This window comes from Lacibacterium aquatile, assembly GCF_042683105.1.
Classification (GTDB): domain Bacteria; phylum Pseudomonadota; class Alphaproteobacteria; order Elsterales; family Elsteraceae; genus Lacibacterium; species Lacibacterium aquatile.
On the sequence record NZ_JBHUIP010000005.1, the window covers coordinates 18,281 to 37,032 of the forward strand.

An 18,752-nucleotide genomic window follows, 5' to 3' on the forward strand; every position below is an offset into this window, starting at 1 on the left:
AATCGCCTAAAAAGCCACAGGCTTTCCTTGTTTCCGATACACTTGGCTGCCTACTCTGACGGCCTGCGTATGAAGAGGGGGGGGACGCATGACACACTCGATACCCATCGTCGAGTTAACGCTGCCCGACCTCCGCCCCTATGCGGAGGGGAATTGCGGGGTCCCCTATGTCTGGCGGTTTGAAAGCGGGCAGCCGGGACCCGATGCCATGCTGGTTGCCCTGACCCATGGCAATGAGCTTTGCGGCGCCATCGCCCTCGACAAACTCCTGCGGGCCGGGATGAGGCCGAAACGGGGCGCCCTGACCTTCGTTTTTGCCAATATCGCCGCTGCTCTGAACTTCGACCCGCTGATGCCCGAACAGTCGCGTTACGTGGACGAGGATTTCAACCGGGTCTGGGATATCGCGACGCTCGACGGGCCGCGCACCAGCACAGAACTGATCCGCGCCCGCGCCCTGCGCCCCATCGTGGATCGCGCGGATCTGCTGCTGGATCTCCATTCCATGCAGCATCCGACTGAGCCCCTGGCCCTGGCCGGGATGCAGCAGAAAGGACGCGAGATGGCAGAGCGCATCGGCCTACCCGCCACCATCGTCATGGACAAGGGCCATACGAGCGGGCGCCGCCTACGGGACTATGGTTTCTTCGACGATCCGGCGAGCAGCAAGGCAGCCCTGCTGGTCGAATGCGGACAGCATTGGGAGACTTCCAGCGCACAAGTTGCTGAAGCGACCGTAGCGCGTTTCCTCGCTGCCTATGATATCGCCGACCCCGGTCCTGTGCCGCCGCCGACCCCGCAGCGGACCATTGAAGTGACTGAGGCCATTACCGTCTCAACCGACCGTTTCCATTTTGTCGCGCCCTATCTGGGCATGGAAATTATCGAACAGGCAGGCAGCATTATCGCATACGATGGCGCCTCGCCGATCTATACCCCCTACGACAATTGCGTTCTGATCATGCCGACTCGAAATCTTCGCCCTGGCCTAACCGCTGTCCGCCTGGGACGCCTGTCGCAATGATCTTCTCTGTTTCGGCTTCCAAGCCCGCCCGCGTTCTCCTGACCCTGATCATCGGGGCTATCGGCGGGGTGCTCGCCGCCTGGGTGCAGATCCCGCTGCCCTTCATGATCGGCGCCATGCTCCTGGCGACCGTGGCCGCGCTTGTTGGCTTTCCAGCGCTTCTGCCCAATAGCCTGCGCAGCGTGTTTTCCCCCGTCATCGGCGTGATGTTGGGCAGTGGCTTTTCTCCCGCGATCTTTTCTGCCCTTGGCGGCTGGTCCATCAGCCTCCTGTTGCTTCTGCCTTTCATCGTCCTGACGACTCTGGTCGGCACGACGGCGATGAAGAAGATCAGCGGCACTGACTCCGCCACCTCCTTCTTCGCTTCGGTCCCCGGTGGGATGGTGGAGATGGTACTGATCGGGTCGAGCCTTGGCGGCGACGAGCGGCGCCTCGCCCTGCTGCATATGCTGCGGGTGCTGCTGGTGGTGCTGATCATTCCCTTCTGGTTCCGCTGGACCGCCGGATATGTCAGCGCGGGCCTCGCCATCGACTGGAGCCATTGGCCCCCGACCGGCGACCTCGTGATCCTGATCCTCTGCGCCGTCGGCGGGCTGCCGCTGGGGAAATACGCCCGTCTGCCCGCCCCTCATATCGTCGGACCGATGTTCCTGTCGGCGGGTGTGCATCTTTCCGGCCTGACCCAATCGGCCCCGCCCCCGGTGATCGTCGCCATAGCGCAGGTCGTGGTCGGGGCCTCAATCGGTGCCCGCTTCGCAGGCTCGCCGGTCAATATGGTTATCAAGGCTTTCCGCACCGCTCTCTGGTCGACGCCCCTGATGATGGTCATGGCCTTGGGAGCCGCCTGGGTTATCTCGAAGCTCATCGGCGTGCCAATGTCGACCGCCCTGCTCGCCTTTGCGCCAGGGGGCCTTGCGGAAATGAGCCTGATCGCGGTGTATCTCCATGCCGATACCGCCTATGTCGCCTCCCATCACATCATCCGGATCATCCTGGTAGTGCTGATGGCGCCGCTCGGATATCGCCTCTATTCCGCCTGGAGGAAATGATGAGCCTCACCATCGGTATGCTGCTGTTCCCCAAGCTGACCCAGCTGGATCTGACCGGGCCTTACGAGGTGCTGGCCCGGGCGCCGGACTCCAGGATCCATCTGGTCTGGAAAGACAGGAGCCCCATCGCCAGCGACCGCGGCATGGGGATGGTGCCGGACATGAGCTTTGCCGACTGCCCGCAGCTCGATCTGATCTGCGTGCCGGGCGGCCCCGGCCATGTCGCCCTGATGGAAGACGATGAGACGCTGGATTTCCTGCGCACCCAGGCCGCCAAAGCGCGCTGGGTCACCTCCGTCTGCACCGGGTCGCTGGTCCTGGGCGCGGCAGGCCTGCTGGACGGTTACCGGGCGACCTCTCACTGGGGATCACGCGAGCGCCTGTCGGCCTTCGGCGCCATTCCAACCGATAAAAGAGTGGTCATCGACCGCAACCGCATCACGGGCGGCGGCGTTACCTCGGGCATAGACTTCGCCTTGACCGTGATCGCCGAACTTTACGGTGAGGACACCGCCCGCCGCATCCAGTTGCAGATCGAATATGACCCCGCCCCGCCCTTCACTGGCGGCTCGCCCCAGTCGGCAGCGCCCGAACTTGTGGAGGCTGTCTTGGCCGGTTCCACTGCCTATTATGCCCTGCGCGATTCCGCCATCGAACGCGCCAGCGCCAAACTGAAGAAACACTGACCTGCCATGCCCCACGCCCTTTCCCGCGTTCCGATCTGGCTCTGGCTCGGCTGGCTCATCCTTGCCGTCGTCTTCCTCTATCGCGCCGGGCTTTATCCAGCCGCGATGACGGGTGACGAGATCTGGTTCTCGGAAAGCGCCTATCAGTTCCTGCTGGACGGGGTGCCGCGCCGGGCGATCCATGCGGACGCCAATGGCAGCGCGGTCGCCGACTTCCTGCCACCCGTAGTCATGCTGGCCCAGGCGGCGAGCTTCCTGCTCTTCGGCCTGTCGGCCTTTGCCATTGGCTTGCCCAGCGCCCTGGTGCCGTTGGGATGCAGCTTCCTGCTCTATGCCGCCGCCAAGCGCTGGGGTGCCCCCACAAAGGCAGCTGGGTTTGCCGCCCTGGCGCTGCTGGGGTCCCAGCTTTTCCTGCGGGCGGGGCTCTATATCCGCTACGAAGGCCTGGTGGTGCTCTGTTTCCTCGCCTATCTCGCCCCCAGTGGCGAGCGGCCGGGCAGTTGGCCCAAGGAACTCTGGCGCGGGGCCGCCCTGTGCCTCGCGGGCCTCAGCTATTATCCCACCGCGCCCTTCCTTGCCCTGGCGGCCGTGCTGGTGGAATGGGCGCGCTGGCGGCGCTATCCCGGATCACAGTCTGCAAGTCTGAAGTCGGTTCTGGGCTTTCTGATCCCGACCGTGCTGTTCGGCCTCTATGTGATTTCCTTCCCCAAGGAATTCCTGGCGCAGGTCCTGTTCAACGGGTCGTCGAACTATCTGACGTTCGAACTGCTACGCCATCTGGCCGATCCTGCCTTCTGGCGATCCTCGGCCGAAGCCGCCCCGGAGATCCTGGGGCTGCTGATCCTTGCGATGCTCGCCGCCCTGCGCTGGGGCAAGGAGGACACTAACGGCAAGATCCTGTGGCTGGTCGCCTTGGTCCTGGCCCTGCCCGCCCTGCTGTTCCCCTTCCAGCCGCGCCTGCTGGCTGGGACCATGGCGATTTCCCTGCTGCAACTCGCGCGCTGGACCCATGTCCTGGACTGGCGGCGCCGTCTGGCCTGGATCGGGTTGATACTCGGTGGGCTTGCCGCTGCCGCCATGGCCTCCATCATGGTGACGACCGTGCGGGTCCAGGGTTTTGGGCGCGATGCTGGGGCCTTCGCGCCCATCGTGTCGGATATGCTGATCCAACCAGGAGCCGTCGGTATCGATCAACGCGCGTGGCTCGCCCTGCGCCTGACCCAGCCACGCCGTGAGGTGCACCACGTGATGCCCTCCTGGGCGCCGCCGCAGGTCAGTGTCTTTGAATCGGAGATTCTGAAGGATCCGGCAGGTGGGGATCGTTTCGCCTATCTGATCCTGGACCGCATCACGGCCGAGGGATCGATTGCCCGCAGCCCGGCCTTGAAGGCCGCTGTCGAGGCCAAGAAACTGGTGCCCATCGCCCGCATTGATGGTGCCGTCACTGCCCTGCCCTGGTCGCGGAATCCGCCCTTCGATCTGATCATCTACGGCCCGCCAGGTCAGGCGGGGAATTAGGCGCCAGCCCCAAAAAAGACCTCGTCATCCCGGGACCTGATCCCGGGATCCCCTCCGAGGGCGTTTCCACGCGGTCTCAGAATTTTTTGGACGGGCTCCCGGAGGAGATCCCGTGGTCGAGCCACGGGATGACGGAGATTTTACTCACACATCCCCATCGTATGAGAGCACCGGCGCATAGAGGTCCGGGCGACGGTCGCGGAAGATGCCCCAGCCCTGGCGGCGGCGGCGAACTTTCTCCAGATCGAACTCGGCATAGAGGATGGTTTCCTCGGTCTTGTTCGCTTCGACGATCTTCTCGCCCGTCTCGTCGGCGATGAAGGAGGAGCCGTAGAAGGTGATCTCCGCCACCTCGCCCACTTCTCGGCCCACGCGATTGCCTGCAACCAGCGGGACGAGGTTCGCCCCGGCATGGCCCTGCATCACGCGCTGCCAATGGCCGCTGCTGTCATGGGGCGGGGCTGGCGGCGGTTCGGAGCCGATGGCGGTCGGGTAAAACAGGATCTCCGCCCCCTGCAGCGCCATGGTGCGGGCGGCTTCGGGGAACCACTGATCCCAGCAGATGCCGATGCCGATGCAGCCATAGGCCGTCTCCCACACCTGGAAGCCGGTATCGCCGGGCGAGAAGTAATATTTCTCCTGATAGCCGGGGCCATCGGGAATATGGGACTTGCGATAGAGGCCCAGCACCGCGCCATCGGCATCGATGACGGCGATGGAATTGAAATAGCTCTTGCCCGCTTCCTCGAAGAAGCTGATCGGCAGCACGACATTCAGTTCGGCGGCGAGGTTGGAGAAGCGCTCGATGGTGTCATTGCCAGCGAACGGATAGGCCCAGTCAAAATACTTCGGGTCCTGATCCTTGCAGAAATACGGACCTTCGAAGAGTTCTGGCAGCAGGATGATCTGTGCGCCCTCGGCCGCGGCCTTGCGGACCAAGGCTTCTCCCTTTTCCACATTCTCAGCCCGGCTGCCCTGGCAGGACATCTGGATAGCGGCGACCTTAACGGTCCGAGTCTCTGGACGGCTCATCGGGCGATCTCCCCTTTGGGCAGTTGCTGGGTAATGCAATGGATACCGCCGCCGCCGCGGGTGATAGCGAGGGCGGGAAGCTGGACGATCTCGCGATCCGGGAAGCAGCGGGCGATGATGTCCTTGGCCTTTGCATCGGCGGGATCGTCGAAGGCCGACATGACCACACCGCCGTTGGCGATATAGAAATTGGTGTAGGAAAGCGTCAGACGCACGCCGTCATGCGTCCGCAGCGTCGGTTGCGGCAAGCGGATGATTTCGATCTGGCGGCCCTTGGCATCCTTGGCCAGTTCCAGACGGCGGATATTGTCCTGGAAGCGGGCATAATTGATATCGGCCGGGTCCTGGCAGTCATTGATCAGCACCTTGCCCGGCGCCGCGAAGCAGGCAATTTCGTCGATATGGCCGTCGGTATCGTCGTCCTCATACCCCTGACCGAGCCAAAGCACCGTATCGCCGCCCAGCCATTCCTTCAGGTGCGCCTCGATCTCGGCCTTGGAAAGGCCCGGATTGCGGTTCGGATGCAGCAGGCATTCCTCGGACGTCAGGATCGTGCCCTCGCCATCCACATGGATCGCCCCGCCCTCCAGCACAAAGGGGGCCGCGAAACGGCGGGCGCCCAGCCGGTCCAGTAGGCGTTCGGCGACCTTGGCATCCTCGGCATAGTCAGGGAACTTCTTGCCCCAGCAGTTGAACTGCCAGTCGGCCCCCGCGACCTTACCCGCCCCATCCACCAGAAAGGTGGGCAAGAAATCGCGCGCCCAACTATCGTCCTGGGACATCTCTTCGACCTTGACCGACGCAGGCAGCCGTTCACGGGCATTCGCCATCAGGTCGGGGCACACCAGCATGGTCAGCGGCTCGAAACGGGAAATCGCGCTGGCAACGGCGGCATAGGCGTCACGGGCAGCCTCGATACCGTCGCCCCACAGAGCTTCGCGGACAGGCCACGCCATATAGCAGCCCGCATGGGGCGTCCATTCGGCGGGCATGTGGAAACCGGCTGCGCGGGGCGTAGTCGTCACGTTCGAATCCTTTAAAAGCTGATCAGTCCAGATTACTGGGTCGCGACCGGACCGAAGTACAAGGAGGCGTCGCCACCGCACCAGGTCCATTTGATGGGTCGCCCATCGGGCGCCATCAAGGTGGCGAGTTTAGGGTCAGGGCGGCGCGACTGCCAGATTTCAGCCCAGCAGTTGAGCCAGGCGCCGTCTTTCCCCGGCCAGACCTGCTTGACCTTGGTCATCTTCTCGATGGGGTTGCCGTCGCGATAGCTGACAACCAGCAGATCCTTCAGGCGTTCCAGCGACGCCAGTTCGGTCGAGGATAGCGAACGCCCGTTCCGGTTCATCACCGTTTCGACCAACAGCATGGCAGTCATGGTGCCTAAATGGGCGTAGCGTGCCCGCGCCTTGCGGGTCATTTCCTCTGCCAAGGTGCCATCGGGACGAATTCGGGCAGCTTCCTTCTCCAGCGCGCCAATCGACCATTCGAACAGCGCACGATCATCCGCCACCGCTGCCGTCAGCGCTGCTGCCGCCACCGGCCAAGCTCCGCCCTTTTCGCCGGGTTCGCCCGCATCGGCATCGATATAATCGTCACGGACTTCCATCCCAAGCGCCCGGAACCAGCCATCGACGGCCCGGCGGCGCGAACTCTGAATGCCCCGATCTTCCCGCAGGACGGACCAGGGCAGTGCCAAAGCCGCCGTTAAGGTGGCACGCAGATGCTGGGCCGCCTGCGAATCCGGCTGACCCAACAGGGCGTCAGCCTCTGCCCAGCCCGCCAGCCAGTCGGTCGCGCATTGAGCGATATCGCTCATGACCGGCGCGCTTTTGACGTAGCTTTCCGCCATCGCCTGCAGGCTGCGGGCCGCATCTTCCATCGGCTTGACGAGGGCACGGTGCCGCTCCAGCGCATCCTTGTCGATGATCGAGCGCGCGGGATCGGTGAAATAATCGACCGACCGGACTTCGCCGATAGGTGGCGGGGCGTTTGGGCAGACGTAAAGACCGGCAGGCCGACCGGCAGCAACCCGGCGGGCAGCCACATCCACCGGCCCCCGCAAAGGTTCCGCCAGGGATGCGCCCGTTGTCAGCGCCAGCGCCACAAGCGCCGTTAAAGCCCGTCCAAGTCTCATGTTCCGTCGATCAACCCGCCGCCTTCTGTGCGTCGCGCAGCCGTTCCCGTTCAGCACGATACATCAAAACGCCCGCGATCAGGATACCAGTCGTGACGATGGAGACGATGATCGTTGCCAGCACGTTGATCTTGGGCGAAACGCCCAATCGGATGCTGGAGAAAACGATCTGCGGCAAGGTCGTCGAGCCAGGTCCGGACACGAAGGAAGTGATCACCAGATCGTCGAGGCTTAAGGTGAAAGCCAGCAGCCAGCCCGACGCCAGGGTAGTCGCGATCATCGGCAAGGTGATCAGCGCAAAGACCTTCCAGGGCCGCGCGCCAAGATCCATCGCCGCCTCTTCGATGGAGCGGTCGAGTTCCGAGAGGCGCGCCTGCACCATCACCGCAACGAAGGCCGTGGTGAAGGTGATATGGGCGATGGTGATCGTATCGACGCCGCGCTCCGGCCAGCCGATCAGTTGCTCCAGCCCGACGAACAGCAGCAGCATAGATAGGCCGGTGATGATTTCCGGCATCACGAGCGGCGCCGACACCATGCCGGTGAAGAGCGTGCGCCCCCAGAACTTCGGCACCCGGGACATGACGAAGCCCGCCAGCGTCCCGATGATCACCGCTCCGGTCGCGCTCATGGCCGCGATCCGCAAAGACAGCAAAGCCGCCGTGATCATGCGCTCGTCTTCGAACAGCTCCCCATACCATTTGGTCGAGAAACCGGCCCAGACGGTCACAAGGCGCGATTCATTGAAGGAATAGACCACGACCGAGATGATCGGGATGTAGAGGAACGCATAGCCGAAGGCGAGCGCGGTAAAGATAAGGCCTGCACGCTTGCTCATCATCAGACCCCATGCCCGCCCGACGCGCCGCGCGACCGCTGGAACCACATGATGGGCGCCACCAGGAAGAACAGCATCACGACGGCTACGGCCGATGCGAGCGGCCAGTCGCGGTTATTGAAGAACTCGTTCCACAGCAGATTGCCGATCATATAGGTCTCGGCCCCGCCCAGCAGTTCGGGGATAACGAACTCGCCCACCGCCGGAATGAAGACCAGCATCGAGCCGGAGATGATGCCCGGCTTGGAGAGCGGAACGGTGATGGTGAAGAAGGCCCGCACCGGACGGCAGCCCAGATCGGCTGCGGCCTCCAGCAGCGACAGATCCATCTTCTCCAGGGTGGCGTAAAGCGGCAGGATCATGAAAGGCAGATAGGTATAGACGATGCCGATATAGACCGCGAACGGCGTGTTCATGATCACCAGCGGCTCGTCGATCACGCCCCAGCCCATCAGCAGATTATTGATGATGCCGTTGGTCGAAAGCAGCCCGATCCAGGCATAGATGCGGATCAGGAACGAGGTCCAGAACGGCAGAATCACCAGCATCAGCAGCGCCGGACGGATCGATTGCGGCGAGCGCGCCATGGCATAGGCCATCGGATAACCCACCGCCAGGCACAGCACCGTGGAGATGGCCGCCGTCTTCAGCGAGAAGAGATAGGTCTCGATATAAAGGCCATCGGTACCCAGGAACTGATAGTTCCCGAAGTTCAGCCGCAGCGTGAAGCTGCCCTCCACCCACTCCACCAGCGAGGAGAATGGCGGGGTCAACATCGGATCGGCCATGGAGAAGCTGATCTTCAGAACGATCAGGAACGGCACCACGAAGAACAGGGCCAGCCACAGGAACGGAATTCCAATGACGATGGTCTGGCCGCGCGGCAGGCGCAGCTTCAGCCCCTTCTTACCCTCTTGCGGTTTCTGGGCTTCGCTCATTGGGCGAGTACCACCGCAGCGTCGGCGGCCCAGCCCAGATGCACCCGGTCGCCCCAGGTGAAATCGCCCTCAACCCAGCGATCAAGGTTGAGCGTGGTAACCCGCACTTCCTTGCCGGTATCGAGCGACACGATGAAGTCATTGATATCGCCGGTATAGATCATCTCCTTGATCGTGCCTTCCAGACGATTAGGGAGATTGGTCAGCGGCGTACGCGCCATGCGGATCTTTTCCGGACGCACGGCCAGCGTGAAATTCATGCCCAGGGTGCCCGTGACGCCATGGCCAATATGGAGATCGGTCCCCGCTTCGGGCGAGGAGATTTCCGCGCGGTCAGGTTCGTCCACCGTCATGGTGCCCTCGAACAGATTGACCGAGCCGATGAAGCCCGCGACGAACTTGTTCTTCGGAAACTCATAGATTTCGCCGGGGGTGCCGAGCTGCATGATGCGGCCCTTGTCCATAACCGCGATTCGACCCGACAGGCTCATCGCCTCTTCCTGATCGTGGGTCACGACGACGAAGGTGATACCGACCTTGTCCTGGATATTGATCAGTTCCAGCTGGGTCTGTTCGCGCAGCTTTTTGTCGAGCGCGCCGAGCGGTTCGTCGAGCAGCAGCACCTTGGGGCGCTTGACGAGGCTGCGGGCCAGGGCCACGCGCTGGCGCTGACCGCCCGAAAGCTGATGCGGCTTGCGCTTGGCGAACTGGCGCATCTGGACGAGGTCCAGCCCCTCTTCCACCCGCGCCGTGATCTCGCCCTTGGGAACCTTGTCCATCTTCAGGCCGAAAGCGATGTTCTGCTCGACCGTCATATGCGGGAACAGCGCATAGGACTGGAACATCATATTGACCGGCCGCTCATAGGGCGGAACATCGGCCATATCGTCGCCGCCGATCAGGATGCGCCCGTCGGTCGGCATCTCGAACCCGGCCAGCATGCGCAGCAGCGTTGTCTTGCCGCAGCCCGACCCCCCCAGCAGCGAGAAGAATTCGCCGGGATAAATATCGAGATTGACGCCATCGACGGCGACAAACTCGCCGAACTGCTTGCGCACATTCTCGATCCGGATCAGCGGAACCGCATTGGGGTCCTGCCAGATCTGCGGCTTCTTCTGCGGGCGGAGGGCTTCGACACTCATCTGCGGCACGATCCGATTGGTAAAGGAACCAAGTCTTTAAACAGCATTGAGGCACGGGGGAGCAACCCCGTGCCTCAATGTCTTATGTCAGGCTTTTATGTCAGCCCTGCGATGACTAGCGACCGGTTTTGATCCGGGTCCAGGCACGGGTGCGGGCACGCTCGAAGTCACGATCCGCCGGAGTGACGGTGTAGAACTTCGCACGCACTTCAGCCGGCGGATAGACGGCCGGGTTGCCGCGCAGCGCTTCGTCCAGCAGCGGGGTCGCCGCCTTGTTGCCGCTGGCGTAACCGACGTAGTTCGCCGATGCCGCCGCGACTTCCGGGCGCAGCATGTAGTCGAGGAAGGCGTAAGCCGCATCGGTGTTCTTCGAGTCGGCCGGGATCGCCCAGCTATCGACCCAGACCTGCGTCCCTTCGGTCGGGATCGAGTAGGTCACCTGGAACTTACGCTTGGCTTCTTCGGCACGGGCCGAAGCCTGGATCACGTCACCCGAATAGCCGTAGGCGATGCAGATGTCACCGTTGGCCAGACCGTTGATATATTCCGACGAATGGAACTTCTTGATCGACGGACGGATCTTCATGAACAGATCGGTCGCGGCTTCAAGATCAGCGATGGTCTTCGAGTCCGGGTTCTTGCCCAGATAGAAGAGGCCCGCTGCAATCATATCGACCGGCTCGTCCAGCAGCGTCACACCGCAAGCCTTGAACTTGGAGACGATTTCCGGATCGAACAGCAGCTTCAGGCTGTAGACCGGGGCGTCCGGCATAATGCTCTTCACCTTTTCGACATTGTAGCCAATGCCGTTGGTGCCCCACATCCAGGGAATGGCGTATTCGTTGCCCGGATCGGCATCGCTGATCGCCTTCAGGATTTCGGGATCCGCATTGCCAAGGTTCTTCAGCTTCGACTTGTCGAGCTTCTGATAAACACCGGCTTTGATCTGGCGCGCCATGTAGGGCTGCGCGGTGGGGACGACGACGTCGTAACCGGACTTGCCGGTCGTCAGCTTCGATTCCAGCAGCGGCTGGCTGTCGAAGACGTCGTAGTTGATCTTAATGCCGGTTTCCTTGGTGAATTCCGCCAGCTTTTCTTCGGCGACATAGTCGGACCAGTTGTAGACGTTGACCGTCTTCTGCTGGGCGACTGCCGTACCCGCGCCCAAGACGCCGGTGGTGACAAGAGCCAAGGCGATCCCGGTGGTCCGGGTCAGCGCGCCGAATTTGCTCATCCCTGTTAGTTCCCCTATTTTTGGAGAGGTTGCACTGCGGAAAACCTTAAGTCTCACACGTGTCCTGTCAACTGAATTACTGACTTGATTTTCACCCCTTTTGGCCCCTGCTCAAAAACACGGCATCAACGGGGAAAACATCAAGGCATCTGCCCAGTAACAGGCCACCGCGCCACCACCTTCTCGCTGCCGCCATCGCGACCGACAGGCGTGAGAACATCCGCCCGGGAAAGCTGCTCCGGCAAGACAATATTCCAAGCCCATCCCAGCGCCGCCAACATCTGGATAAAAACATATCCCCAGTCGCTCTGAGATGGGTAAAGGCCAATGCGGGCGGAACCCGGGAATGCATGGTGGTTATTGTGCCAAGCCTCCCCCATTGTCGGGATAGCAGCCCATGGCACATCGTGGGCCTGCACGCCTGCTTCGTTGACAAGCCAAGTCTGCGGGCCCGTCCGATGGGCAAGATGGCCGATGAACCAATGGCCTGTCACAGAAACACTGATCCGAACGCAGATCCCCCAGACGACCCAGGACCAACCACCGCAGACGAAAAGAACCCCCGTGATCGGCAACTGCTGCAGCATCCAACTTCTCTCAAGAAACCGATAAAACCGATCCTGCCCCACCTGTCCAAGATCGAAGGCAGGCGGCCTGTCGAGTTCCAAACGGCAATGCATCTGCCACCAGGCATCCTTGAACATGGGGCGCCGGTGGGCGAGATAGTCATGGCACAGCGGCTGGCGTTGAGCCCAGTCCCGCAGATCATGCGTGCGGATCATCCAGAAAGGCCCGCCCATCCCAACGCAGGTCCCAACCCAAACGAGGGTATATTCGAGCCATTTTGGACACTCGAAGCTGCGATGAATCAGACGTCGATGAAAGCCGACGCTATGGCCCAACAACAGAGATGCGCCGGTGAGCAGTAGAAACACCATCAGCGCCGACCAGGAAAAACTCAACGGCGCGAAGATAACGGTAACGACCATCATCCCGCCGTTCCACAGCGAATGAACCGGATCCCAGCGCACCCTCCCCGCGACCGGGTCGGCTTCCACCCCTTCAACCAGCGTATTGACGCTGCAACGATCAGGAGACGTCATGGCGCACCTCAAAGATAACTTATTTAATTAAGTTCTTAATTAATAAAATACCCTTGTCAAGCGCTTAGCTGATTCCTTAAATATCTGGCATGCAGAAGATTTTCGAAGCCCTCGCCTCCACGCCGCGCCGAAAGATATTGGCTTATCTTGCGCATGCGGAACTCAGCGCAGGCGATATCGCCTCGCGGTTCGAAATCTCGAAACCGGCGGTTTCTCAACACCTGGCGGTGCTGGAGAATGCGGGGCTGATCACCAGCGAGAAGCGCGGGCAATTCGTCTATTACCGGCTTCAACCGGACAGCCTCGTCAATACGCTGAACGACTACGTCCAGGAAGTCTGCCCGGTTTCCCGCCCCCTGAAGGCTGAAAGTGCCGAACTTGCCCGGCGCAGCCCCAGGGAAGTCGAGGAATAATCAGACGTTCAGCAGCAGATACTCCCGCTCCCACGACGAGATAACGCGCTGATAGGCGTCATATTCGTGGATCTTCACCGCATGCAGCGCAGTAACGAAACGATCGCCCAGAACCTGACGGATGGCACGCGAGCGGATCATCTTCTGCAAAGCATCGAACAGATGGCGCGGCAGGGTGTGCGCCATGTCATAGGCGCTGCCCTGAACCGGATCCGACGGCTCCAACTCCTCGATCATGCCGAGATACCCAGCCGCCAGGGACGCTGCCATCGCGAGATAGGGGTTGCTGTCGGCCCCCGCTACGCGATTTTCCACCCGGCGCGCCTGGGCGCTGGATACCGGGACACGCAGGCCCGTCGTGCGGTTATCGAGGCCCCACTGAACATTGATGGGCGCATCGGAAAAGCGCTGCAGGCGACGATAGGAATTCACGTTCGGCGCCAGCAATGGCATCAGAGCAGGCAGATATTTCTGCAGACCGGCAATATGCGACAGGAACAGCGGCGAATGTTCGCCGTCCGGGGTTGCGAATAGGCTTTCGCCCGTCGTGGCATCCACCATCGACTGATGGATATGCATCGACGAGCCAGGCTCGTTCTGCATCGGCTTGGCCATGAAGGTGGCATAAACGTTATGGCGGAAGGCGGTCTGGCGCACGGTGCGCTTAAACAGGAACACCTGATCCGCAAGGCTCAAGGCGTCGCCATGGATGAAGTTGATCTCCATCTGCGCCGCCCCTGCCTCATGGGTCAGGGTGTCGATGTCGATGCCCTGCTTTTCGCAGAAGTCATAGACCTCCTCGAACAGCGGATCGAACTCGTTGACCGCATCGATGCCATAGGCCTGACGCGCGGTTTCCGGACGCCCGGAGCGGCCAATCGGCGGCTCCAACGGGTAATCGGGATCGGTGTTCGGCTTGACCAGATAGAATTCCAGTTCCGGCGCCAAGATCGGCTTCCAGCCCTTGGCCTCATACAGCGATAGGACCCGACGCAGCACCTGACGCGGCGAGATGTCGACCGGACGACCATCGGCATAGACGCAGTCGGCGATCACCTGGGCCGTTGGCTCCTCGTACCAGGGCACGAAGCAGATCGACTCCGGATCCGGGCGCAGATAGACGTCCGAATTGGCCGGGCTCGTCACCGTCTCATCGGGCGGATATTCGCCGCTGATAGTCTGGACGAAGATGGCTTCAGGAATGCGCAGGCCACGGTCGCCCACGCTCTCGATGAATTTTTTGGCCGGGAGGATCTTCCCTCGCGGGATACCGGAGACATCGGGCACGAGGCACTCGACTTCGGTAATCGCGTGTTGGTTGATCCATTCGGCGAAGCGGTCCATGATTCCCCCACAATGCCCCGACATGAGGTCGAAGCTGTCATTTCGCCTCTCGGATATAAGCCGCTCTCCTACGATCCTGCAAGCCGAAGCCCATATCAGCACCGTGTCAGATAGCGCCAACTTCTATATTTCGAGCCTCCCCACCCCCGCTCCGCGGTCGTCTCTGGACGGGAATCTGGAGGTCGATGTCGCCATTCTAGGCGGCGGTTTCGCTGGGGTTTCGACCGCCTTGCATCTCGCCGAACGCGGACTGTCCGTCGCGCTGCTGGAAGCCAAGACCGTCGGGTTCGGGGCATCGGGCCGAAATGGCGGTCAGGTTCTGCCCGGCCTGTCCGCAGGGCTAGACGGCATCGCCAAGCGCAACGGCATGAAGGTCGCCCGCGCCCTGTGGGACGAATCGGTCGAGGCTGTCGATCTGGTACGCCGCCTCACGCAGCGCCATGGCATTTCCTGCGATCTGACCGAGGGGGCCGTGACACTCGCCGTCAAGCCCAAGCACTTCAAAGGCTTTACCGAAGAAAAAGCCTGGCTGGAAGGCGAGTTCGGTTATGGCGGACTGGAGGTCTGGAGCCCGGAAGAAGCCAGGGTCGTAGTCCGATCTCAACGCTATTGCGGGGGCCTCTATGACCCCCGGGCGCCCCATCTGCATCCGCTTGCCTTTGTGCGCGGACTGGCATTCGCCGCCGAGACGGCTGGGGCTCGCATCTTCGAGAATAGTCCCGTCACCGCCATCGAGATGGACAGGCCAGTCAAGCGGCTGCTCACGGGCAAAGGCGCGATGTCGGCGCGTACCCTGGTGCTCGCCGGGAATGCCTATATCGGCAAGCTCGTTCCCTGGGCCGCTGCGCGTATGATGCCCGTCGCCAGTTGCATCGTCGCAACCGAGCCGCTGGGCAGCCGGATCGGCGATTTATTAACCAAGTCAATCTCTGCCTGTGACGCCAATATAGTGCTGGATTACTTTCGACCGACGCCTGACGGCCGCCTCTTGTTCGGAGGTCTTGCGAATTATTCCGGACGCGAGCCGAGCGACATCGCAGGCGTGCTTGGGCGCCGGATGCGTCACGTCTTCCCGCAGTTGGCGCAAACGCGCATCACCCACGCCTGGGGCGGCCTGATCGACATCAGCCTTTATCGCGAACCCTTAATCGGCGCGATGAAGGATCAAGTCTTTGTGATGCAAGGATTTTCTGGACATGGCGTCGCCCTGGCGACCCTGTCCGGTCAGCGTGTAGCAGCGACGATCCTGGGGGATGAAGCGGCGCTTTCTCCCTATGACGCCCTACCTCGTCCAAGCTTCCCCGGCGGCCCGCTTCGCACCCTAGGACTGGTCTTAGGTATGGCTATGTTAAAAATGAAGGATCGTTGGGCGTAACGCCGGGTTGCTACAATTCTGGTAATAGACCAGAATAGTCATCGGCTGGTTATGCGAGAACAGCGATCCGGCCGCGCGGTGTGTGAAAGGATTAACCTTGGTGTCCAGCGTTGACGTCATTGATCGGCAAGCCAAGCAGGGAGCCGCTTCGGCCCTAAAATGGCTGATCGATCTTGGTATCGCTCTATCAGCAGAACGCAATTCCGCGCGCCTGTTGGAGCGGATCGTCCTGGGCGCGAAAGAATTAACCAATGCAGACGGCGGGACGCTGTATCTGCGCACCGCAAACGATACTTTGCGTTTCGTGATCTTGCGCAATGATACGTTGAATGTTGCCATGGGCGGCACGACCGGCAAGGTGATCACCTTCCCTGAACTGCCGATGTTCAAGGATGGCCAGCCCAATCACAACAATGTCGCGACCCACGTCGCCCTGACATCCACCACCATCAATATTCCCGACGCCTACACCGCGGAGAATTTCGACTTTTCGGGCACCAAGAAGTTCGATGAGACGACAGGCTATCGCTCCAAGAGCTTCCTGACCGTACCGCTGCGAAACCATCAGGCCGAAGTTGTCGGCGTCCTGCAGCTGATCAACGCGCAGATCCCTGGCTCAAAAGAAGTCCTGGGCTTCACCGAGGATCAGCAAGAACTGGTCGAGGCTCTGGCCAGCCAGGCGGCGGTCGCGCTCACCAACCAGCAGCTGATCGCCGAACAACGCAATCTGTTCGATGCCTTCATCAACATCATGGCGGCCGCAGTCGACGCCAAGTCGGCCTATACCGGCGGCCACTGCCAGCGCGTGCCAGTCCTGACGGAGATGTTAGCGGAAACCGCCTGTAACCAGTCTGACGGCCCCTTCGCCGACTTCGCCCTCAACGAAGATCAATGGTACGAGCTTAAAGTCGCGGGCGGTCTGCACGACGTTGGCAAGGTCACGACTCCTGTCCATGTCATGGATAAGTCGACCAAGCTCGAGACCATTTTCGACCGCATCACTGAAGTGCGCACCCGCTATGAGGTGCTGCGCCGGGATGCCGAGATCGAGTATCTCCGGGGCGTCGTCGATGGCGGGAACGAGGAAGAGCTGCGCGTGAAGCGTGATGCCCGTCTGATCCGGTTGGATGATGAAATCGCCTTCCTGAAGCAGGTCAATGTCGGCGGCGAATTCCTGCCCGATCCCAAGATCGATCGCATCAAGGCCATCGCAACCCAGGAATGGGAGCTGGAAAGCGAGAAGCGTCCGCTGCTGGACGAGAACGAGGTTATGAACCTCTCCATTCGTCGCGGCACGCTGAACGATGACGAGCGCAAGATCATCAACGATCACATCGTGATCACCATCCAGATGCTCGAAGCCCTGCCCTTCCCCAAGACGATGAAAAACGTGCCCGAGATCGCCGGTGGTCATCACGAGAAGATGGACGGCACGGGCTATCCGCGCGGCCTGACCCGCGATCAGCTGTCTCTGCCCGCCCGCATGATGGGTATCGCCGATATCTTCGAGGCGCTGACGGCAGCAGACCGCCCCTACAAGAAGCCCAAGACCCTGTCGGAATCCATGCAGATCATGTTCTTCATGGTGAAGGACAAACATATCGATATCGATCTGTTCGAGCTGTTCCTGCGCGAGCGGGTGTTCGAGAAATATGCCGAACGGTTCCTGCTACCCGAACAGATCGACACCGTCGATGTGGACAAGTATCTCGGCCAGCTTGAAGCAATCCGCAATCCCCCGCCTCCGCCTGCCGAAGGCGCCCAGGAAAAACGGGCTTAAGCGGTCCGACATGAAAAGAAAAAGCCGGGACTGGGTCCCGGCTTTTTTGTTGGCCCGATTATCAAAACTGGGAAGCGGGTAGCCCCTACTTCACGACCTCGATTTCAACCGGCATGAAGCCACGGGTATGCAGACCGATCTGCTTGGCGGCGGCCTCGCTGAGATCGATGATATATTTCTTATCGCCGAACGGGCCACGGTCGTTGATGCGGACAGTGACCGACTTCTTTGTCTTCACGTCGGTGATCTTGACCATCGTGCCGAACGGCAGAGTCCGATGGGCCGCCGTGAACCCCTTGTTATCCAGCTTTTCACCGCTTGCGGTCCGGATCAGGGTCTTCGAGGTGCTGCGATACCAGGTGGCATTGCCGATGCGTTCGAAATCCTGCGTCGCGCTTGTGGCGGGTGCCAACGGCGCTGAAGCCGTTTCCTTCGGAGCTTCGGCTGACTTGGGTGCTTCGGCCGGAACCTCAACCTTCGCGGGTTCCGCCGGCTTTGCAGGCTCAGCAGGCGCCTTGGCAACCTCGGCCGTCGGCGCGGGAACTGGTTCAGGGGCCTTAGCAGGCTCGGGCGCTTTTACGGGCTCGGATGCCTTTGCCGGTTCAGCGACCTTAACTTCAGGAGTCGGCGCTTTTACAGCAGCAGGAGCCGGACGCGAGACGGCAGAATTCTCCACCTGACGGGAATGCGGCTCAGCCGCTGCCTCGGCAGGCATTTGCGAGATATCGTCATAAAGCCGGGCGCGATCCCCGATGGGAATAGTGCGGGCATGATCGGATGAACAAGCGGACAGAGCCAAGCCCGTCAACAGAACGGGCGCCAAACGCCTCCAGATAATCAATTGTCGACGCGCCTTTCAATCAGCCTTGGCGGCGGCGACGAACGCGCACCGGAACATATTTGGCCTGCGGCTGCGATCCCGCGATCCAAGCAAGACCCAAAACAACCATGGCGCCGATAGCGAAGGTCGTTGCGATGATGTCCATGATCGTTCCCTCCCTTTGCAGTCTGTCAATTCGAACCCCGGATCCACCCTAACGAACCCAACGCGCGAACTGCGTTATCAGACATGTAAGGAAAGCATGTCAGCTTTGCCAGGGGGGTGCAATCGTCGAATCGCGATTCTGTGCTGTTTG

The 18,752-nt window shown here is 61.3% G+C and carries 18 protein-coding genes; 7 read left to right on the forward strand and 11 right to left on the reverse strand.

What is annotated here, in order from left to right:
• The first annotated feature begins 88 nt into the window (after nucleotides 1-88).
• The 4 genes from ACFSM5_RS07100 to ACFSM5_RS07115 are packed head-to-tail and all read left to right on the forward strand — an operon-like array spanning nucleotide 89 to nucleotide 4,277.
• A complete protein-coding gene (locus tag ACFSM5_RS07100) occupies nucleotides 89-1,024 on the forward strand; it encodes a M14 family metallopeptidase (protein ID WP_379875615.1) in 936 nt (311 codons plus the stop codon).
• Nucleotides 1,021-2,073 (forward strand): AbrB family transcriptional regulator, encoded by a 1,053-nt coding sequence (locus ACFSM5_RS07105; protein WP_379875616.1) that lies wholly within the window; start codon nucleotides 1,021-1,023, stop codon nucleotides 2,071-2,073. Before ACFSM5_RS07100 ends, ACFSM5_RS07105 begins: the two co-directional genes overlap by 4 nt.
• Nucleotides 2,073-2,759 carry a DJ-1/PfpI family protein gene (locus ACFSM5_RS07110; protein ID WP_379875617.1) on the forward strand — a complete coding sequence of 229 codons (687 nt, stop codon included), beginning with the start codon at nucleotides 2,073-2,075 and terminating at the stop codon, nucleotides 2,757-2,759. Before ACFSM5_RS07105 ends, ACFSM5_RS07110 begins: the two co-directional genes overlap by 1 nt.
• A gap of 6 nt (nucleotides 2,760-2,765) precedes the next feature.
• A complete protein-coding gene (locus ACFSM5_RS07115) occupies nucleotides 2,766-4,277 on the forward strand; it encodes an ArnT family glycosyltransferase (RefSeq protein ID WP_379875618.1) in 1,512 nt (503 codons plus the stop codon).
• 144 nt (nucleotides 4,278-4,421) lie between these two features.
• Here the strand turns inward: ACFSM5_RS07115 and aguB are convergent, their stop codons facing one another.
• The 8 genes from aguB to ACFSM5_RS07155 all read right to left on the reverse strand — a co-directional run bounded on the left by aguB (nucleotide 4,422) and on the right by ACFSM5_RS07155 (nucleotide 12,704).
• Nucleotides 4,422-5,309, reverse strand: coding sequence for an N-carbamoylputrescine amidase (aguB, locus tag ACFSM5_RS07120; protein ID WP_379875619.1), 888 nt, complete (start codon nucleotides 5,307-5,309; stop codon nucleotides 4,422-4,424).
• Nucleotides 5,306-6,334 carry an agmatine deiminase family protein gene (locus ACFSM5_RS07125; protein ID WP_379875620.1) on the reverse strand — a complete coding sequence of 343 codons (1,029 nt, stop codon included), beginning with the start codon at nucleotides 6,332-6,334 and terminating at the stop codon, nucleotides 5,306-5,308. Before ACFSM5_RS07125 ends, aguB begins: the two co-directional genes overlap by 4 nt.
• Nucleotides 6,335-6,366: 32 nt before the next feature.
• Nucleotides 6,367-7,449, reverse strand: a complete 1,083-nt coding sequence (locus ACFSM5_RS07130; RefSeq protein WP_379875621.1) for an alginate lyase family protein — start codon at nucleotides 7,447-7,449, stop codon at nucleotides 6,367-6,369.
• A gap of 10 nt (nucleotides 7,450-7,459) precedes the next feature.
• Nucleotides 7,460-8,290 carry an ABC transporter permease subunit gene (locus tag ACFSM5_RS07135; RefSeq protein WP_379875622.1) on the reverse strand — a complete coding sequence of 277 codons (831 nt, stop codon included), beginning with the start codon at nucleotides 8,288-8,290 and terminating at the stop codon, nucleotides 7,460-7,462.
• Nucleotides 8,290-9,225, reverse strand: coding sequence for an ABC transporter permease subunit (locus ACFSM5_RS07140; protein ID WP_379875623.1), 936 nt, complete (start codon nucleotides 9,223-9,225; stop codon nucleotides 8,290-8,292). The genes ACFSM5_RS07135 and ACFSM5_RS07140 overlap by 1 nt, the downstream gene beginning before the upstream one ends.
• Entirely contained in the window at nucleotides 9,222-10,367 is a 1,146-nt protein-coding gene (locus ACFSM5_RS07145; protein ID WP_379875624.1) for an ABC transporter ATP-binding protein, read from the reverse strand. The genes ACFSM5_RS07140 and ACFSM5_RS07145 overlap by 4 nt, the downstream gene beginning before the upstream one ends.
• Before the next feature lie 115 nt (nucleotides 10,368-10,482).
• The gene (locus ACFSM5_RS07150; protein WP_379875625.1) at nucleotides 10,483-11,601 is read right to left on the reverse strand and encodes a polyamine ABC transporter substrate-binding protein; all 1,119 of its coding nucleotides are present in this window, start codon (nucleotides 11,599-11,601) and stop codon (nucleotides 10,483-10,485) included.
• 140 nt (nucleotides 11,602-11,741) lie between these two features.
• On the reverse strand, nucleotides 11,742-12,704 hold the full coding sequence (locus ACFSM5_RS07155; RefSeq protein WP_379875626.1) for an acyl-CoA desaturase: 963 nt from the start codon (nucleotides 12,702-12,704) through the stop codon (nucleotides 11,742-11,744).
• An 89-nt stretch (nucleotides 12,705-12,793) separates the two neighbouring features.
• On the opposite strand from ACFSM5_RS07155, the gene ACFSM5_RS07160 reads away from it, so the two are divergent.
• Complete coding sequence (locus tag ACFSM5_RS07160; RefSeq protein ID WP_379875627.1) at nucleotides 12,794-13,117, forward strand: metalloregulator ArsR/SmtB family transcription factor; 324 nt, start codon at nucleotides 12,794-12,796, stop codon at nucleotides 13,115-13,117.
• On the opposite strand, the gene ACFSM5_RS07165 is transcribed toward ACFSM5_RS07160, so the two are convergent.
• Nucleotides 13,118-14,461 (reverse strand): glutamine synthetase family protein, encoded by a 1,344-nt coding sequence (locus tag ACFSM5_RS07165; RefSeq protein WP_379875628.1) that lies wholly within the window; start codon nucleotides 14,459-14,461, stop codon nucleotides 13,118-13,120. It abuts the gene before it with no gap.
• A gap of 22 nt (nucleotides 14,462-14,483) precedes the next feature.
• Here ACFSM5_RS07165 and ACFSM5_RS07170 point away from each other — a divergent pair, with 22 nt between their 5' ends.
• Together ACFSM5_RS07170 and ACFSM5_RS07175 are read left to right on the forward strand one after the other, a co-directional pair.
• Nucleotides 14,484-15,836, forward strand: a complete 1,353-nt coding sequence (locus ACFSM5_RS07170) for an NAD(P)/FAD-dependent oxidoreductase (RefSeq protein WP_379875629.1) — start codon at nucleotides 14,484-14,486, stop codon at nucleotides 15,834-15,836.
• A gap of 100 nt (nucleotides 15,837-15,936) precedes the next feature.
• Complete coding sequence (locus tag ACFSM5_RS07175) at nucleotides 15,937-17,616, forward strand: HD domain-containing phosphohydrolase (RefSeq protein WP_379875630.1); 1,680 nt, start codon at nucleotides 15,937-15,939, stop codon at nucleotides 17,614-17,616.
• Nucleotides 17,617-17,701: 85 nt separating this feature from the next.
• Here ACFSM5_RS07175 and ACFSM5_RS07180 read toward each other — a convergent pair whose 3' ends face one another.
• Both ACFSM5_RS07180 and ACFSM5_RS07185 read right to left on the reverse strand, forming a co-directional pair.
• The gene (locus tag ACFSM5_RS07180) at nucleotides 17,702-18,424 is read right to left on the reverse strand and encodes a septal ring lytic transglycosylase RlpA family protein (RefSeq protein ID WP_379875631.1); all 723 of its coding nucleotides are present in this window, start codon (nucleotides 18,422-18,424) and stop codon (nucleotides 17,702-17,704) included.
• A 52-nt stretch (nucleotides 18,425-18,476) separates the two neighbouring features.
• On the reverse strand, nucleotides 18,477-18,602 hold the full coding sequence (locus ACFSM5_RS07185) for a hypothetical protein (protein WP_379875632.1): 126 nt from the start codon (nucleotides 18,600-18,602) through the stop codon (nucleotides 18,477-18,479).
• Nucleotides 18,603-18,752 lie beyond the last annotated feature (150 nt).

Coding starts and splice junctions, on each gene's coding strand:
- ACFSM5_RS07150 (WP_379875625.1), bottom strand. CDS start 11,601: ATGAGCAAATTCGGCGCGCTGACCCGGACCACCGGGATCGCCTTGGCT.
- ACFSM5_RS07110 (WP_379875617.1), top strand. CDS start 2,073: ATGAGCCTCACCATCGGTATGCTGCTGTTCCCCAAGCTGACCCAGCTG.
- ACFSM5_RS07105 (WP_379875616.1), top strand. CDS start 1,021: ATGATCTTCTCTGTTTCGGCTTCCAAGCCCGCCCGCGTTCTCCTGACC.
- ACFSM5_RS07170 (WP_379875629.1), top strand. CDS start 14,484: ATGAGGTCGAAGCTGTCATTTCGCCTCTCGGATATAAGCCGCTCTCCT.
- ACFSM5_RS07130 (WP_379875621.1), bottom strand. CDS start 7,449: ATGAGACTTGGACGGGCTTTAACGGCGCTTGTGGCGCTGGCGCTGACA.
- ACFSM5_RS07160 (WP_379875627.1), top strand. CDS start 12,794: ATGCAGAAGATTTTCGAAGCCCTCGCCTCCACGCCGCGCCGAAAGATA.
- ACFSM5_RS07185 (WP_379875632.1), bottom strand. CDS start 18,602: ATGGACATCATCGCAACGACCTTCGCTATCGGCGCCATGGTTGTTTTG.
- ACFSM5_RS07155 (WP_379875626.1), bottom strand. CDS start 12,704: ATGACGTCTCCTGATCGTTGCAGCGTCAATACGCTGGTTGAAGGGGTG.
- aguB (WP_379875619.1), bottom strand. CDS start 5,309: ATGAGCCGTCCAGAGACTCGGACCGTTAAGGTCGCCGCTATCCAGATG.
- ACFSM5_RS07135 (WP_379875622.1), bottom strand. CDS start 8,290: ATGATGAGCAAGCGTGCAGGCCTTATCTTTACCGCGCTCGCCTTCGGC.
- ACFSM5_RS07165 (WP_379875628.1), bottom strand. CDS start 14,461: ATGGACCGCTTCGCCGAATGGATCAACCAACACGCGATTACCGAAGTC.
- ACFSM5_RS07100 (WP_379875615.1), top strand. CDS start 89: ATGACACACTCGATACCCATCGTCGAGTTAACGCTGCCCGACCTCCGC.
- ACFSM5_RS07140 (WP_379875623.1), bottom strand. CDS start 9,225: ATGAGCGAAGCCCAGAAACCGCAAGAGGGTAAGAAGGGGCTGAAGCTG.
- ACFSM5_RS07145 (WP_379875624.1), bottom strand. CDS start 10,367: ATGAGTGTCGAAGCCCTCCGCCCGCAGAAGAAGCCGCAGATCTGGCAG.
- ACFSM5_RS07115 (WP_379875618.1), top strand. CDS start 2,766: ATGCCCCACGCCCTTTCCCGCGTTCCGATCTGGCTCTGGCTCGGCTGG.